The 15,463-nt window shown below is 64.2% G+C and carries 13 protein-coding genes; 10 read left to right on the top strand and 3 right to left on the bottom strand.

Annotated features, from left to right (window positions below):
• Positions 1–93 precede the first annotated feature (93 nt).
• Positions 94–2,415 (bottom strand): molybdopterin-dependent oxidoreductase, encoded by a 2,322-nt coding sequence (locus tag RX331_RS22250; RefSeq protein ID WP_317252053.1) that lies wholly within the window; start codon positions 2,413–2,415, stop codon positions 94–96.
• A gap of 89 nt (positions 2,416–2,504) precedes the next feature.
• Here RX331_RS22250 and RX331_RS22245 point away from each other — a divergent pair, with 89 nt between their 5' ends.
• Together RX331_RS22245 and RX331_RS22240 are read left to right on the top strand one after the other, a co-directional pair.
• Complete coding sequence (locus tag RX331_RS22245) at positions 2,505–3,059, top strand: PaaI family thioesterase (protein WP_317252052.1); 555 nt, start codon at positions 2,505–2,507, stop codon at positions 3,057–3,059.
• Positions 3,060–3,120: 61 nt separating this feature from the next.
• The gene (locus RX331_RS22240) at positions 3,121–3,729 is read left to right on the top strand and encodes a TetR/AcrR family transcriptional regulator (RefSeq protein WP_317252051.1); all 609 of its coding nucleotides are present in this window, start codon (positions 3,121–3,123) and stop codon (positions 3,727–3,729) included.
• A 120-nt stretch (positions 3,730–3,849) separates the two neighbouring features.
• Here the strand turns inward: RX331_RS22240 and RX331_RS22235 are convergent, their stop codons facing one another.
• Complete coding sequence (locus RX331_RS22235; RefSeq protein WP_317252050.1) at positions 3,850–4,764, bottom strand: LysR family transcriptional regulator; 915 nt, start codon at positions 4,762–4,764, stop codon at positions 3,850–3,852.
• A 103-nt stretch (positions 4,765–4,867) separates the two neighbouring features.
• Here RX331_RS22235 and RX331_RS22230 point away from each other — a divergent pair, with 103 nt between their 5' ends.
• From RX331_RS22230 to RX331_RS22195, 8 genes are all read left to right on the top strand, one after another.
• Positions 4,868–6,364 carry a CoA-acylating methylmalonate-semialdehyde dehydrogenase gene (locus RX331_RS22230; RefSeq protein ID WP_317252049.1) on the top strand — a complete coding sequence of 499 codons (1,497 nt, stop codon included), beginning with the start codon at positions 4,868–4,870 and terminating at the stop codon, positions 6,362–6,364.
• Between the two features lie 19 nt (positions 6,365–6,383).
• Positions 6,384–7,529, top strand: coding sequence for an isobutyryl-CoA dehydrogenase (locus tag RX331_RS22225; protein ID WP_317252048.1), 1,146 nt, complete (start codon positions 6,384–6,386; stop codon positions 7,527–7,529).
• Positions 7,526–8,599: an enoyl-CoA hydratase/isomerase family protein gene (locus tag RX331_RS22220; RefSeq protein ID WP_317252047.1), complete on the top strand. Its 1,074-nt coding sequence runs from the start codon at positions 7,526–7,528 to the stop codon at positions 8,597–8,599. The genes RX331_RS22225 and RX331_RS22220 overlap by 4 nt, the downstream gene beginning before the upstream one ends.
• Positions 8,600–8,633: 34 nt before the next feature.
• A complete protein-coding gene (gene mmsB, locus RX331_RS22215; RefSeq protein WP_317252046.1) occupies positions 8,634–9,521 on the top strand; it encodes a 3-hydroxyisobutyrate dehydrogenase in 888 nt (295 codons plus the stop codon).
• 10 nt (positions 9,522–9,531) lie between these two features.
• A complete protein-coding gene (locus RX331_RS22210; protein ID WP_317252045.1) occupies positions 9,532–11,262 on the top strand; it encodes an AMP-binding protein in 1,731 nt (576 codons plus the stop codon).
• 3 nt (positions 11,263–11,265) lie between these two features.
• Complete coding sequence (locus RX331_RS22205) at positions 11,266–11,745, top strand: MaoC family dehydratase (protein ID WP_317252044.1); 480 nt, start codon at positions 11,266–11,268, stop codon at positions 11,743–11,745.
• A gap of 231 nt (positions 11,746–11,976) precedes the next feature.
• Complete coding sequence (locus RX331_RS22200; RefSeq protein WP_317252043.1) at positions 11,977–12,894, top strand: SDR family NAD(P)-dependent oxidoreductase; 918 nt, start codon at positions 11,977–11,979, stop codon at positions 12,892–12,894.
• Positions 12,895–13,091: 197 nt separating this feature from the next.
• On the top strand, positions 13,092–14,267 hold the full coding sequence (locus RX331_RS22195) for a TIGR03862 family flavoprotein (protein ID WP_317258209.1): 1,176 nt from the start codon (positions 13,092–13,094) through the stop codon (positions 14,265–14,267).
• Between the two features lie 108 nt (positions 14,268–14,375).
• Here RX331_RS22195 and RX331_RS22190 read toward each other — a convergent pair whose 3' ends face one another.
• Positions 14,376–15,458, bottom strand: a complete 1,083-nt coding sequence (locus RX331_RS22190; protein WP_317252042.1) for a D-TA family PLP-dependent enzyme — start codon at positions 15,456–15,458, stop codon at positions 14,376–14,378.
• Positions 15,459–15,463: the final 5 nt, after the last annotated feature.

Raw genomic sequence — 15,463 nt, 5'->3', positions numbered from 1 at the left:
CTTGATGGCTTCTTGGGCGGGCGCGCCGAGGGTGCCACTTCCTCGGCAAGGGCGGGCCTTGTCAAGGGTCGCGGGCGCAGGGCGGCCCGCGCCTCAAGCCGATGCGGAATGGATGCGCCGCGAGGCCGCCTCGTAGGCCGCGGCTTCCGTCGCCGCCAGCCGTTCCAGCCGCACCGGGACGTGCTTGTGATAGGGCGTGCCGGCAATGGGATCGCGGTTGCCGCTCTCGGTCAGCACATTGACGCGCGGGCCGTTATTCAGCCGCTCGCCGTCGGCGGCCGGATAGTCCTGGCCATAGCCGTGCGGCAGCGCAAGCTGGCCGCTGCGCATGCTGTCGTCGCGCTTGCAGCGCGCAACCACGCGGCCGGCGGCGGATTGCACCGCGATCCAATCGCCATCCGCAGCGCCGAGCGATGCCAGATCGGCGGCGCTGATCAGCAGCGCACCATCGGGATCGTCGCGGCGCCAGGCCGGATCGCGAAAGATCTGGTTGGCGTTGAACATGCGCCGCTGTCCGGCGGCGAGCACGAAGGGATAGTCGCCACGAGGGACGGCGTCCGCCGGGTCGAGCCTGCCGAGCCATTCCAGCATCGGTGCGATCGCAAGGTGGACCTTGCGGTCCGGATGCGAGATCAGCGACCATACCTCGTCGTAATCGTGCTCGGTGAAGGCTAAGCCGTTGCGCGATCCGATGATGGCGTCGAACAGCACTTCACCGAGCATTTCGTCCGGGATTTCACGGTCCGCATCGAGTGCGCGGCGCACGGCGTGCGGCGAGCGTTTGGCGCAGAGATGCGCGGCCTGCCACAATGGCGCGGCAGCGGCCGTGCCGTCGGGCAGAGTGGCGCCCAGCGTGTTGTAAAGCACAAGCGCGCCGAGCGCTGCTGCTTGCGGATTGGCGCCCATGAAGGCGCGCAATTCCGCGGCGAAGGCGAGGCGGGAACGGAAGGCGGTTGCGCGCAGTGGCGCCAGCGCGTTGTCGCCGGGCAAAAGGCCCAGCGCGCGGCTGAGCCGCGTATAGATTTCCGGTTCGGGCAGGGTGCCTGCCAGAGGCGTCACCACGCCGGCGCGGACATGGAAATAGTTTTTCGGGAATTCGAAGTTGAACAGCGTGAATTCGGTCTTCTCATATTGCGAGGAGGCCGGCAGCACGTAATGCGCCAGTTGTGCCGTCTCGGTCATGGCGACATCGACCACGACGACGAGATCGAGCGCTCGTAGGGCCTGCTCGACCTGCGCGGTATTCGCCGCGGTGTTGGCGGGGTTGGAACTGTCGATCCATACCGCGTGCAGGCGGTCGGGGTGATCTGATAGCACCGCATCCGGAAACAGGTTGGGCGGCAATAGTCCGCCGATCACCTCGATATCGGCGGCGGCAAAGCGCTGGTTCGGCGAGTTGCCCCACAGCGGCACCAGCCAGCTATGCAACTGGTTGGTGCCCTTGCGGCCAAAGCTGCCGGTCAGCATGATCAGCAGCTTTTCGAGATAGGAATTGAGGGTCGAGTTGACGCCCTGCTGGATGCCGAGTTCGACGCGGACAGTCATCGCTTTAGCCGCAACGATCATGTCGACGCATTGCTCGATCTGCGCGAGCGGGATGTCGGCGGCAGCAGCCCATTGCTCGACCGGAATCCGCGTTAGCGCGTCCCTGACCTCCGCATAGCCGGTGGTGTGCACCGCGATGAAGTCATGATCCACCACGTCGCGCTGGATCAGCCGGGCGAGGATCGCACCCAGCAGGAAGGCATCGGTGCCGGGACGGCATGCCAGATGCAGGTCGGCGCGTTCGGCGGTCTCCGAGCGGCGGGGATCGATCACGATCATCCTGCGGGTGGGATCCTTGCGGATGTCGTTGAGATGGTCGCGCGCATTGGGAAAGCCGTGGGCGATCCAGGGATTGGCGCCGATCACGAACAGCAGGTCGCAATGGTGCACGTCCTCGGCGGTGTGGCAGGTCTGGCTGCCGAACATGTGGCCGTTGACCCAGAAATCACCGGTCTTCTCCTGCGACAGCGCGTTGAAGACATGGCGCGAGCCGAGCGCGCGCAATAGCGCCGTGGCATAGGCGCCCCCGGCATGATTGCCCTGGCCACCGCCGCCATAGAGCGCAAGGCTGTTGCCGCCGTAGCGATCGACGACGTCGCGCAGCCTTGCGGCAATCTCGGCAATCGCGGTGTCCCAGTCGATCGCGTCAAAGCCGCCATCGGCGCGCCGGCGCAGCGGCGTGGTCAGGCGGTCGCGATGATGCGCATAGAAGGGAATGCGCGCCGCCTTATTGCAGAGATAGCCTTTCGATTTCGGGTTGTCGCGGTCGCCGCGCACCTTTGTGATGCGGTCATTTTCGATCCTTACCTCGAGGCCGCAATTCACATAGCAGAGATTGCAGGCGGTCTTCCGCCAGTCGGTGCTCGGCATGGCCATCTCTTCCCTGTTGGACTCGGTCAGTATATATGATGATCGTAATTCAATCAATCGGCCCGCCGGCCGTCATTGGGAGAGCGATCATGACCGCGGACAGCGCCCAACGAGCCCTGGAAATTTCCGACCTGTTTTCCTTCGATACGCGCCGGCATCGCGTGGTGGACTGGCAGGCGCCGGGCCCGGTGGCGAAGGCCGCCCTCGGCATGTCCGGGCTCGAGATCATGTGCGCGATCCGCGACGGCATGTTGCCACCGCCGCCGATGGCGCGCCTGATCGGCTTCACGATGACCGTCGCAGAACAAGGACGGATCGTAATGGAACTTGATCCGGAGGAGAGCCTGGAAAACACCATTGGTTTGCTCCATGGCGCAACATCAGCGGCACTATTGGATACCGCCATGGGATGCGCCATTGCGACCATGCAGCCGGCGGGACAGACGTCGGTCACGCTAGACCTCAAACTGACCTATCTGCGGCCGCTCTCGGTACGGTCGGGCCGGATCGCGGCGGAGGGCAAGGTGGTAAAATTAGGCCGCCAGACCAGCTACGCAGAAGGTTTCGTTCGCGACGGCGCAAGCAATCTTGCGGTGCACGCAACCGCGACATTTTCGATGATTGGGGCTGAAAAAGCGAAATAGCTGCAGCTTTTTCCGGCCACAACTGTTATTATATGACTAGGGACATGCAATAGGACCCCGCATGCGTTATTCGAAAGAGCACAAGCAGGAAACTCACGCCAGGATCGTCAGAAAAGCCTCGGTGCGGCTGCGCGAGAAGGGCGCGCATGGCATCGGCGTTGCCGACCTGATGAAGGAGGCGGGCCTGACCCACGGCGGATTCTACGCCCATTTCGATTCCCGCGAGGCGCTGGTGATCGAGGCCTTTGCCTATGCGATGGATCGCTCGGTCGAGCACTGGCGCAAGATCGCTGCTGAAATGCCGCCGGAGAAACGGTTGTCGACGATCGTCGATACCTACGTCTCGACGGTGCATCGTGACGATCCCGGCCGCGGCTGCGCGGTTCCGACGCTCGGCGCCGAGATCGCCCGCGAGAGCGCCAAGACGCGCAAGGCGTTTTCCGCCAAGCTCGATCAGTTGATCGATGTCATGGCCGACCAGATTCCTGACGTGCCGCGCAAGACGGCCCGCCGGCAGGCCATGGGCACGCTGGCGACGATGATGGGCACGCTGGTGATGTCCCGCGTCGCAGGCAGTGGTGAACTGTCAGACGAAATTCTCGCCGCCGGCCGCGAGGCCGCGCTGGCGCGCGCGGTGCCAGCGAAGAAGGCGCGGGCGAAGGTGAATTAGAACAAACAACCTCTCCCCGTCGTCCCGGCGAAGGCCGGGACCCATACGCCGCGGCCCATGGAAGGGGCACAAGGGGAGACGGGTTTTGTCGTCATCTACATCGGTGAGCATACTGGGTCTTCACCGCTCCCCGAACAGCGCGCGCTCACGCTCCACCGTCTCATGGATGTAATCGGCGACCGCGCGTATGCGCGCGAGATCCTTGCTGTCGGCGTGCATCAGCATCCAGAACGAGCGCGAAATCCTGACCTCGTCCGGCAGCACGGCGCGCAATTCCGGGTGCGACGTCGCCATGAAGTGCGGCAGCACGGCGATGCCGAAGCCAGCGATGGTGGCGTTGAGCTGCGCGATCAGATTGGCGCTGCGGAATTTGGCCGAGATTTTTGGCGAGACCTGCGGCAGGTAGTCCAGCTCCGGCGTGAACAGCAATTCCTCGATATAGCCGACGAAACGATGCTGCGGCAGGTCGCTGCGGCTCCTGATTTTTGGCGCCTGGTCCAGATAGGCCGGCGCGGCATAGAGTCCGAGGCTGTAGTCGAGCAGCTTGCGGCCGACGATGCGGCCCTCCTTAGGCATCGAGAGGCTGATCGCAATGTCGGCCTCGCGCTTCGACAGGCTGAACAGGCGGGCGGTGGCGACGAGCTGGAGGTCGAGATCGGGATACCGCTCGGTGAACTTCACCAACCGCGAGGCGAGGAAGTGGCTGCCAAAACCGTCGGGCGCGCCGATCCGAACCGTGCCGGTGAGCTGGGCGCGCGAGCCGCCAACCGCCTCCTGGTTGGCGACGATGGTCGATTCCATGGCTTCCGCACTGTCGGCAACACGCTGGCCGGCTTCGGTCAGGAGGTAGCCGGTCTTGCGGCGGTCGAACAGTTTTGCGGAGAGGTGCCGCTCCAGCCGGTCGACGCGGCGGATCACGGTGGCATGGTCGACCGATAGCTGCTTGGCGGCAGCCGAAACCGAGCCGCCGCGCACGATCGCCAGCACAAAACGGAAGTCATCCCAGTCGATCGTCCCGGAGCCTTGATCCAGCATTTCCGCACATCTAAGGTGCAATATATTGGACTTGTATCCCAAGAAATGCAGGTCAAAAAGGGGCTCGAAAGCGATCCCGGACGGGACCTTAGGGAGATCATTCATGCGCTCAATCGGACACTTCATCGGCGGCAAAGAGGTCAAGGGCACGTCGGGCCGCACGGCCGACGTTTTCGAGCCGATGACCGGCGACGTCCAAGCCAAGGTGGCGCTGGCCTCGAAGGCGGAGGTCCGTGCCGCCGTCGAAAACGCCGCGCTGGCCCAGCCCGAATGGGCCAACACCAATCCGCAGCGCCGCGCGCGCGTGATGATGAAGTTCGTCGAACTGGTGCAGCGCGACTATGACAAGCTCGCCGAGCTCTTAGCGCGCGAGCACGGCAAGACCGTTCCCGACGCCAAGGGTGACATCCAGCGCGGCCTTGAAGTGGCCGAGTTTGCCTGCGGCATTCCGCATCTGATGAAAGGCGAATATACCGAAGGGGCCGGTCCCGGCATTGACATCTACTCGCTGCGGCAGCCGCTCGGCGTCGTCGCCGGCATCACACCGTTCAATTTCCCGGCGATGATCCCGATGTGGAAGTTCGCGCCCGCGATCGCCTGCGGCAACGCCTTCATCCTGAAGCCCAGCGAGCGCGACCCGGGCGTGCCGATGCTGCTCGCCGAACTGATGATGGAAGCGGGGCTGCCGGCCGGCATCCTCAATGTCGTCAACGGCGACAAGGAAGCCGTCGATGCCATCCTCGACGATCCCGATATCAAGGCCATCGGCTTCGTCGGCTCGACGCCGATCGCGCAGTACATCTATGAGCGCGCCGCGCAGACCGGCAAGCGTTGCCAGTGCTTTGGCGGCGCCAAGAACCACGCCATCGTGATGCCAGATGCGGACATGGACCAGGCCGTCGACGCGCTGATCGGCGCCGGCTACGGCTCGGCCGGCGAGCGTTGCATGGCGGTGTCGGTCGCCGTCCCCGTCGGCAAGACCACCGCCGACCGCCTGATGGAAAGGCTGATCCCGCGCGTCGAATCCTTAAAGATCGGCACCTCGATCGATCCCTCGGCCGACTACGGCCCGCTGGTGACGCGCGAGGCGGTCGAGAAGGTCAAGAGCTACATCGATATCGGCATCAAAGAAGGCGCGACGCTCGCCGTCGACGGCCGCGGCTTCAAGATGCAGGGCTATGAAAAGGGATTCTATCTCGGCGGCTCGCTGTTCGACAATGTCACCAAGGACATGCGGATCTACAAGGAAGAGATCTTCGGCCCGGTGCTCTCGGTGGTGCGCGCCCATGACTACAAGGAGGCGCTGGCGCTGCCGTCCGAACATGATTACGGCAACGGCGTTGCGATCTTCACCCGCGACGGCGACGCCGCCCGCGACTTCGCCGCCAAGGTCAATGTCGGCATGGTCGGCATCAACGTGCCGATCCCGGTGCCGATCGCGTACTACACCTTCGGCGGCTGGAAGAAGTCCGGCTTCGGCGACCTCAACCAGCACGGCCCGGACTCGGTTCGCTTCTACACCAAGACCAAGACGGTCACCTCGCGCTGGCCGTCCGGCGTCAAGGAAGGCGCGGAGTTCTCGATCCCGCTGATGAAATAAGTCCGCGAGCGAGCGCAAGATGCAGTTCGCTCTCAATGAGGATCAGGTGGCGGTTCGCGACATGGCGCGCGAATTCGCCGCCGAAAAGATCGCGCCCCATGCGCTGCGCTGGGACGAGGAGAAGCATTTTCCCGTCGACGTGATGCGCGAGGCGGCGACCCTCGGCATGGGCGGCATCTACATCAAGGACGATGTCGGCGGCTCGGCGATGACCCGCTTCGACGCCGCGCTGATCTTCGAGGCGCTGGCGACGGGATGCCCGACCGTGTCGGCGTTCATCTCGATCCACAACATGGCGTCCTGGATGATCGATGCCTATGGCAACGACACCCAGCGGCAGAAGTGGCTGCCGAAACTCTGCACGATGGAGCTGATCGCAAGCTACTGCCTCACCGAGCCGGGCGCCGGCTCGGACGCCGCGGCGCTGCGCACCCGCGCGGTGCGCGAGGGCGATCATTACATCCTGAACGGCCAGAAGCAGTTCATTTCGGGCGCCGGCGGCACTGATGTGCTGGTCGCGATGGTGCGGACCGGCGACGATGGTCCCGGCGGCGTCTCGACGATTGTCATCGACGGCAAGACATCAGGCGTGTCCTTCGGCGCCAATGAACGCAAGATGGGTTGGAACGCGCAGCCGACACGAGCGGTGATCTTCGAGAACGCCCGCGTTCCGATCGAGAACCGGCTGGGCGAGGAGGGCATCGGCTTCAAGATCGCGATGGCCGGGCTCGATGGCGGACGCCTCAACATCGCGGCGTGTTCGCTCGGCGGCGCGCAAAGCGCGCTCGACAAGTCGCTCGCCTACATGAAGGAACGCAAAGCCTTCGGCAAACGTCTCGACGAGTTCCAGGCGCTGCAGTTTCGCCTCGCCGACATGGCGACGGAGCTCGAGGCGGCACGGACGTTTCTGTGGCGCGCGGCGGCGGCGCTCGACCGCAAGGATGCGGATGCCACCATGCTGTGCGCGATGGCAAAACGCTTCGGCACCGATGTCGGCTTCGAGGTCGCCAACCAGGCACTGCAACTGCATGGCGGCTATGGCTATCTCAGCGAATACGGCATCGAAAAGATCGTGCGCGATCTGCGCGTGCATCAGATCCTGGAAGGGACCAACGAAATCATGCGGCTGATCGTGTCGCGCAAGCTGATCGAGGGCGCGCGATGACGGATGCCGCTGTGGAAGAGGGCGATCTGATCGCGCGCAAGGAAGGCTCGGCCGGCATTGTCCGCTTGAACCGGCCGAAAGCCATCAATGCCGTGACGTTGGAGATGTTTCACGACATCGACAAGGCGCTTGATGCCTTCGAGGCGGATCCCGCGGTTGCCGTGATCGTGCTGGAAGGCGCTGGCGAGCGCGGCCTGTGTGCCGGCGGCGACATCCGCGCGCTCTGGGAAAGCTCGAAAGTGAAGGGCGATCTCGGCAAAATCCTCTGGCGCGACGAATATATCCTCAACGCCCGCATCAAGAAATTCCCAAAGCCCTATGTTGCTTTCATGGATGGCATCGTGATGGGTGGCGGCGTCGGACTGTCCGCGCACGCCAGCCACCGCGTTGTCACCGACAAGACGAAACTAGCGATGCCGGAGGTCGGCCTCGGCTTTTTTCCCGATGTCGGGGGCACCTGGCTGCTGTCGCATTCGCCGGGCGAGATCGGCACCTATTTTGGCTTGACCGGCCAGACCATGAACGGCCCGGATGCGATCCACGCAAAGTTTGCCGACGCGGTGGTGCCGTCGGCAAAACTACCAATGTTGCGTGAGGCGCTGACCAAGATCGTCCCGGCTACGTCGTCGGCCGACGTCAGAAAACTGATCGAGAGCTTCTCGACCGGCGAGACGTCCGGGCCGGTTGCCGCGCAGCAGGCGAAGATCGATGCGCTGTTTTCTCACGACCGCATGGAAGACGTCATCACGGCGCTGCAGCGCGATGGATCCGACTTCGCGCAGACAACCCTGAAGACGCTGAACGAAAAATCGCCGCGCGGCATGGTGGTGACGCTGAAGCTCTTGCGCCTTGCACGCACGGCTTCCTCTCTCGAGGAATGCCTGGTGCGGGAATATCGCGCGGCGCTGGAAGTGTTTGCCAGCGACGATTTTCGCGAGGGCGTGCGCGCGGCCGTGATTGACAAGGACCGCAATCCAAAATGGTCGCCGGCGCGAATTGAAGACGTGACGGCGGAAATGGTCGCGCCTTATTTCGCCGAGATCGGCGCGGACGAGCTCAAATTTCCCTGATTAAAACAGAAAAGACGCAAGCGGAGGATTCGAGATGGCAAATATCGCATTCATTGGCCTCGGCAATATGGGCGGGCCGATGGCGGCCAATCTGGTCAAGGCCGGCCACAAGGTCACCGCGTTCGATCTGGTCGCCGCCTCGCGCGATCAGGCCAAGGCTGACGGCGCTTCCATCGCCGAGAGTTCGGTGGCCGCCGTGAGGGACGCCGATGTCGTGATCACCATGCTGCCGGCCGGCAAGCATGTGCTGTCGGTCTGGAACGAAGTGGTTCCTGCCATGACCAAGGGCACGCTGATCATCGATTGCTCGACCATCGATGTCGAAAGCGCCAAGCAGGCGCATGTGCTAGCGGCCAAGCATGGCGCGCTCTCGGTCGACGCGCCGGTGTCCGGCGGCACCGGCGGCGCCAAGGGCGCGACGCTCACTTTCATGTGCGGCGGCGAGGAGAAGGCGTTTGCGGCGGCCAAGCCTGCGCTGGAGAACATGGGCAAGAAGATCGTGCACTGCGGCGGCGCCGGGGCGGGGCAGGCGGCCAAGATCTGCAACAACATGATCCTCGGCATTTCCATGATCGGCGTCGGCGAGGCCTTTGCGCTCGCCGAAAAGCTTGGCCTGTCGCATCAGGCGCTGTTCGACGTCGCCTCGACCTCCTCGGGCCAGTGCTGGGCGCTGACGTCCTATTGCCCGGTGCCGGGCCCGGTTCCGGCGTCACCCGCCAATAACGGGTACAAGCCGGGCTTTGCCTCCAATCTGATGGTGAAGGACCTGACGCTGGCGCAGGATGCCGCCAATGCGGCAGGCGCGGTGACGCCGCTCGGCAAGCATGCGCAGGAGATCTACAAGGCGTTCGACGCCGCGGGCCATGGCGGGGTGGATTTTTCCGGTATTATCCAGCACGTTAGGAGCCTTGCTGCGAAATAACGGGGACCTGATGACGAGTTTTCAGGAAGCGCGCGCCTTCTTGCTCAAGCACCGCACCGATTACGATGCGGCCGTGAAGGGTTTTCGCTGGCCCGACCCGGTTCCGTTCAACTGGGCGCTCGACTGGTTCGATGCGGAACTGGCGCACAATCCTGATAGCCGGGACCGCACCGCGCTCTGGATCGTCGATCCCGGCGACAAGGAAACAAAGCTTTCCTTTGCCACGCTGTCGCGCCGCTCCAACCAGGTCGCCAACTTCCTTCGCGCGCAGGGGCTGAAGCGGGGCGATCACCTGCTGCTCCTCCTCGGCAATGTCGTGCCGCTGTGGGAGACCATGCTGGCGGCGATGAAGCTCGGCGTCGTCGTGATCCCCGCCACCACGCTGCTGACGCCGGATGAACTGCGCGACCGCCTCGATCGCGGCAGAGCGCGGGCGGTGGTCGCCACGCAGGATCAGGTCGCCAAGTTTGCCGGCCTCGGCGGCGACAAGCTCGTTCGCATCGTGGTCGGCGCAACCGCCGAGCACGACGGCTGGCTGCCGTTCGAAGAAGCGGGCAGCGCGCCGGAAGATTTTGCGCCTGATGGCCCGACGAATGCCGACGACCCGATGCTGCTCTATTTCACCTCGGGCACCACAGCAAAACCGAAGCTGGTGCGGCACAGCCAGCGCAGCTATCCGGTGGGCCATCTCTCGACCATGTTCTGGCTCGGTCTGCAGCCGGGGGATGTGCACCTGAACATCTCGTCGCCCGGCTGGGCCAAGCATGCCTGGAGCTGTTTCTTCGCGCCGTGGAACGCGGGCGCCACGATCTTCGTGGTCAACCAGCCGCGCTTTGACGCCAAGGCGCTGCTCGCAACCGTCAGCCGCTGCGGCGTCACCACGCTGTGCGCGCCGCCGACGGTGTGGCGGCTGTTCATTCAGGAGAAGCTCGCCGACTTCAAGGTCAGCCTGCGCGAGGTCTGCGGTGCCGGCGAGCCGCTCAATCCGGAAGTGATCGATCAGGTGAAGGCGGCGTGGGGCCTGACGATCCGCGACGGCTACGGCCAGACCGAGACCGCTGCGCTGGCCGGCAATTCGCCGGGCCAGAAGGTCAAGATCGGGTCGATGGGCCGCCCGCTGCCGGGTTATCGCGTGCAGATCACGGATATCGACGGCAATCTCACCAAGGAGGGCGAGGTGACGCTGGTGCTCGGCGCCGATCGGCCCGCCGGCCTGATGCAGGGCTATCAGGGCGAGGACGGCAAACTCGCCGGCGCCGACGGCGATCTCTACCGCTCGGGCGATGTCGTGTTTGCCGACGACGAGGGCTATCTCACCTTCGTCGGCCGCTCCGACGACGTCTTCAAATCCTCCGATTACCGCATCAGCCCGTTCGAACTGGAAAGCGTGCTGTTGGAGCATGAGCAGGTGGCGGAAGCCGCCGTCGTGCCGAGCCCCGATCCGATCCGGCTCGCGATCCCAAAGGCCTATGTGCTGCTGACAGCGGGCGTGGAGCGTTCGCCGGAGACGGCGCTGTCGATCTTCAAGCATCTGCACACGCGCCTCGCGCCGTTCAAGCGCATCAGGAAGATCGAGCTGGTGACGGAATTGCCGAAGACGATTTCCGGCAAAATCCGTCGCGTGCAGTTGCGCCGGCTCGAACAGGAGAATAATCGCAGTGACGCGCTGCGTGGCGCCGAGTTCCGCGAGGAAGAATTCCCGGAGCTGCAGAAGGTGCGGACCGCCGGGCTGGAGAGCTAGCGAATGAATGAAGTCTGGAAGAAACCGCCGGTCTCGCTGTCGGCCTATCAGGCCATGGTCGGCAAGGAGATCGGCGTGTCATCCTGGCACCTGATCGACCAGAGCCGGATCAACCTCTATGCCGACGTGATCGAGGACCACCAGTTCATCCACGTCGACCCTGAAAGGGCAAAAAAGGAAACCGCGTTCGGCAACACCATCGCGCATGGGTTCCTGACAATGTCCCTGATGAGCATCATGTCCTACGAGGTGATGCCGGTCATCGAGGGCACCTCGATGGGCGTCAATTATGGTTTCGACAAGCTGCGTTTCCTCTCGCCGGTGCGCGCCGGCTCACGCGTCCGCGGACGGTTCACGCTGATGGAAGCCAAGCTGCGCAAGCCGAAGGAACTGCAGTCCCGCACCAATGTCACGGTTGAGATCGAGGGCGAGGACAAGCCGGCACTGGTCGCCGATTGGATCGGGCTGATTTACTTTGATTGACGACCTCTGCCGTCATTGCGGGGCTTGACCCGGCAATCTATCCTTGATCAAAAACTGTTAATCGCGCGCTGAGGCCTTACCCTCTCCCCTTGTGGGAGAGGGTGGCTTCGCGAAGCGAAGACGGGTGAGGGGTTCTCTCCGCGAGTTCGTCTCTGAGAGACAACCCCTCACCGGCGCTTCGCGCCACCTTCTCCCACAAGGGGAGAAGGGAAGAACACGGGAAATTTCACTATGGCAATCAGGTTTGACGGACGCGTCGCCATCGTCACCGGCGCGGGCAATGGTCTGGGACGGGCTCATGCGCTGGGGCTGGCGAGCCGCGGCGCCAAGGTGGTGGTCAATGATTTCGGCGGCGCGCGTGATGGCACCGGCGGCTCGCTGTCGCCGGCGGAAGCCGTGGTCGAGGAAATCCGTAAAGCGGGCGGCACCGCGATGGCCGACGGCGCTGATGTCTCCAAGTTCGGGCAAGTCACGGCGATGGTCGAGCGGGCAACCAAGGAGTGGGGCAGTGTCGATCTGCTCTGCGCCAATGCCGGCATTCTGCGCGACAAGTCGTTTGGAAAAATGGACGTGGCCGACTTTGCCAAGGTGCTCGATGTCCACCTCGTCGGCACCTTCTACTGCTGCAAAGCGGTCTGGGATGGCATGCGCGAACGCAACTATGGCCGCATCGTGCTGACCACCTCGTCATCCGGCCTGTTCGGCAATTTCGGCCAGGCCAATTACGCCGCGGCAAAAGCCGGCATGGTCGGCCTGATGAACGTCTTGGCCGAGGAAGGCCGCAAGAACAACATCCGCGTCAACACGATCTCGCCGACCGCGGCGACCCGCATGACCGAGGAACTGCTACCGCCGCAAGCGCTGGCCCTGATGAAGCCCGAGGCGATCACGCCGGCGGTGGAGTTTTTGCTTAGTGAAGACGCGCCGACCCGCACCATCATGGGTGCCGGCGCCGGCTCGTTCGCGGTGATCAAGATCATCGAGACCGAAGGCATCAACTTGGCGCAGTCCGACTGGACGCCGGACGCGATTGCCGCGCACTTTGCCGAGATCGACGACGTGTCGAAGGCCAAGGCGTTGCAGGGCGCCTTCGAGCAGACGCAGAAGTATGTCGCCCAGGCTGCGGCCCGGGCGGGGATCAAGCTGTAGCTCGCATCTCTCTCCGCCGTCATGGCCGGGCCTGACCCGGCCATCCAACTCCTTCACCGCCGCAAGCCCAAACGTGGATGCCTGGGAAAAGCCCGGGCATGACAACTGTTATTGTGGCGACGAATTCGGCCTACACTCCCGCCATGTCATCGCCCTCCAAGAACGTCGCCGTCATCGGCGCCGGCCCCGCCGGCCTGATGGCGGCCGAGGTGCTGGCGCAGGGCGGCGCTCAGGTTACCGTCTACGACGCGATGCCCTCGGCGGGGCGCAAATTCCTGATGGCCGGGCGAGGCGGGCTCAATCTCACCCACAGCGAACCGCTGCCGCAGTTTCTCGCGCGCTACCGCAGGGCGCTGCGGCATCTGAGAGCTGCCATCGAAGCCTTTCCGCCGCAGGCCCTGCGCGACTGGAGCGAGGCGCTGGGGCAGGAGACCTTTGTCGGCTCCAGCGGCCGGGTGTTTCCGAAGGCCTTCAAGGCCTCGCCGTTGCTGCGGGCATGGTTGCGGCGGCTGGATTCGCTCGGCGTAAAACTATCGCTGCGTCACCGCTGGACCGGTTGGGACGAGCAAGGCCGCTTGCGCTTCGAAACGTCTGACGGAGCGCATATCGTCGATATCAGAGCGACTGTGCTGGCGCTCGGCGGTGCAAGTTGGCCGCGGTTAGGCTCCGATGGCGCGTGGGCGGAGATTCTTGCTGCCAAGGGTGTGAAGGTACCTCCACTGGGGCCGGCCAATTCCGGCTTCACCGCCGCCTGGTCGGACATCTTCCGCGACCGCTTTGAGGGGCTGCCGCTCAAGGGCGTGGCGTTGACGTCAGGTCAAGCAACGGTGCGCGGTGAAGCGATCATCACCCGGGCCGGCATCGAAGGGGGCGCTGTCTATGCGCTTTCGGCCGAACTGCGCGAAACCATCCTGCGCGATGGACACGCCACGCTTAACATCGCCTTGCGTCCCGACATGGAGATTGGCGAACTGACGATGAAATTATCGGCCGCGAAGGGCAAGCAATCCTTCTCGAATTTCCTTCGCAAGGCGGCTAATCTCTCGCCCGTCGCGATTGGGCTGTTGCAGGAGAGTGCCAAAACGTCCGGTAGTTCGCTGGCCGCGCTTTCTCCAACCGATCTCGCGCGGTTGATCCAGGCGGTACCCGTGCAACTCACCGGCGTTGCGCCGATCGCCCGCGCGATTTCAACTGCGGGCGGCATTTCGTTTGACGAACTCGATGCCGATTTCATGCTCCGACGCTTGCCCGGCGTGTTTGTCGCGGGCGAAATGCTCGACTGGGAAGCCCCGACCGGCGGCTATTTGCTGCAGGCATCGTTTGCGACCGGGGCTGCTGCGGGGCGCGGCGCCATGAAGTGGCTGGAGCGCTAAATCTAAAGCTCGTCATTGCGAGCGAAGCGAAGCAATCCATCGTGCCGCAAGTGGAGAGGTGGATTGCTTCGCTGCGCCCGCAATGGCGAAGGATGGCGCAGGTGACAGCTACCGCAGCTTCCCCCGCGCCGCGACCGGCAACACGCCCACAATCTCCTCGCCGCGCACCATCACCACCTCGTCCATCATGTTGACGACGACGCAGACGTGGTTGGGCACGATCCGCACGACATCCCCGACATTCGGCCTGGTGTTGCTGCGGGCGAGATCGAGGAAGCCGTGCTCTTCGGCAAAGCGCGCGATCTTCGCTTCGGGGTGCTCGAGGATAAGGCCGTAGCCGTCGAGCCCGCCGCCGGGGTCCGACGTCAGCGTCTTCGAGCCGGCGTCCAGAATGCCGCGCTCCGGGCCGGCGCGGCTGACAACCGTCGAATAGATGTTCAGCGCGCAATCATCCCAACTGGCGACGCCGGCCGCGACCTGCATGCGGTCGTTGTAAATGTAAGTGCCGGGCCGGTGCTCGGTCGCACCCTTGAGCTTGCCGAGGTTGATCAGGTTCGGCGAGCCGCCGGTTGAGACCATCGCTGCATCGAGCCCGTGTGCGCGGACGCCTGCCAGCGCCTCGTCGTAGAATTTTTGTGCCTCGGTCCAGCCGGTCTCGGTCGGGTAGAGCATGAAGCCCGCGAACTTCAGGCCCTTCGAGCCGGAAATCTCGCGGGCCAGCGCGATCGCTTCGGCCGGCGTCTCGACACCGGCGCGCTTGCGGCCGGTGTCGCATTCGACCACGACGTTGAGCGTGCGCCCGGAGGCCGCGGCGGCTTTCGGCAGGTCGGCGACGACGACGGAATTATCGGCGGCGACCGTCATGTTCGCCTTGGCCTGCAGCGCGGCGAGGCGCGCCATCTTCTCTTCGCCGAGCAGATTGTAGCTGATCAGGATGTCGTCGATCCCGGCGTCCGCCATCACCTCGGCTTCGCCGATCTTCTGGCAGGTGATGCCCTTCGCTCCGGCGGCGACTTGCATCTGCGCCAGCATCGGGCTCTTGTGGGTCTTGATGTGCGGCCGGTTGGCGACGCCGGCCTTGTCGCAGGCGACCTGGACCCGCGCGATGTTGCGCTCGACCCGGTCCATGTCGATGACGGCGCAGGGTGTGCCGTATTCCCTGGCAATTTTGGCGGCGAGGGGCGTTGTCATGCTCT

The sequence above is a fragment of the Bradyrhizobium sp. BWA-3-5 genome, from assembly GCF_032917985.1.
In the GTDB taxonomy this organism is placed as follows: Bacteria; Pseudomonadota; Alphaproteobacteria; order Rhizobiales; family Xanthobacteraceae; genus Bradyrhizobium.
The sequence above is the reverse complement of the archived record's forward strand: the minus strand, read 5'-3'. Positions and strand labels throughout refer to the sequence as shown.

What these genes read in the sequence shown, in the direction of transcription:
- RX331_RS22240 (WP_317252051.1), top strand. Translation starts at nt 3,121, where the DNA reads ATGCGTTATTCGAAAGAGCACAAGCAGGAAACTCACGCCAGGATCGTC.
- RX331_RS22220 (WP_317252047.1), top strand. Translation starts at nt 7,526, where the DNA reads ATGACGGATGCCGCTGTGGAAGAGGGCGATCTGATCGCGCGCAAGGAA.
- RX331_RS22250 (WP_317252053.1), bottom strand. Translation starts at nt 2,415, where the DNA reads ATGCCGAGCACCGACTGGCGGAAGACCGCCTGCAATCTCTGCTATGTG.
- RX331_RS22245 (WP_317252052.1), top strand. Translation starts at nt 2,505, where the DNA reads ATGACCGCGGACAGCGCCCAACGAGCCCTGGAAATTTCCGACCTGTTT.
- RX331_RS22190 (WP_317252042.1), bottom strand. Translation starts at nt 15,458, where the DNA reads ATGACAACGCCCCTCGCCGCCAAAATTGCCAGGGAATACGGCACACCC.
- RX331_RS22225 (WP_317252048.1), top strand. Translation starts at nt 6,384, where the DNA reads ATGCAGTTCGCTCTCAATGAGGATCAGGTGGCGGTTCGCGACATGGCG.
- RX331_RS22230 (WP_317252049.1), top strand. Translation starts at nt 4,868, where the DNA reads ATGCGCTCAATCGGACACTTCATCGGCGGCAAAGAGGTCAAGGGCACG.
- RX331_RS22235 (WP_317252050.1), bottom strand. Translation starts at nt 4,764, where the DNA reads ATGCTGGATCAAGGCTCCGGGACGATCGACTGGGATGACTTCCGTTTT.
- RX331_RS22200 (WP_317252043.1), top strand. Translation starts at nt 11,977, where the DNA reads ATGGCAATCAGGTTTGACGGACGCGTCGCCATCGTCACCGGCGCGGGC.
- RX331_RS22195 (WP_317258209.1), top strand. Translation starts at nt 13,092, where the DNA reads ATGGCGGCCGAGGTGCTGGCGCAGGGCGGCGCTCAGGTTACCGTCTAC.
- mmsB (WP_317252046.1), top strand. Translation starts at nt 8,634, where the DNA reads ATGGCAAATATCGCATTCATTGGCCTCGGCAATATGGGCGGGCCGATG.
- RX331_RS22210 (WP_317252045.1), top strand. Translation starts at nt 9,532, where the DNA reads ATGACGAGTTTTCAGGAAGCGCGCGCCTTCTTGCTCAAGCACCGCACC.
- RX331_RS22205 (WP_317252044.1), top strand. Translation starts at nt 11,266, where the DNA reads ATGAATGAAGTCTGGAAGAAACCGCCGGTCTCGCTGTCGGCCTATCAG.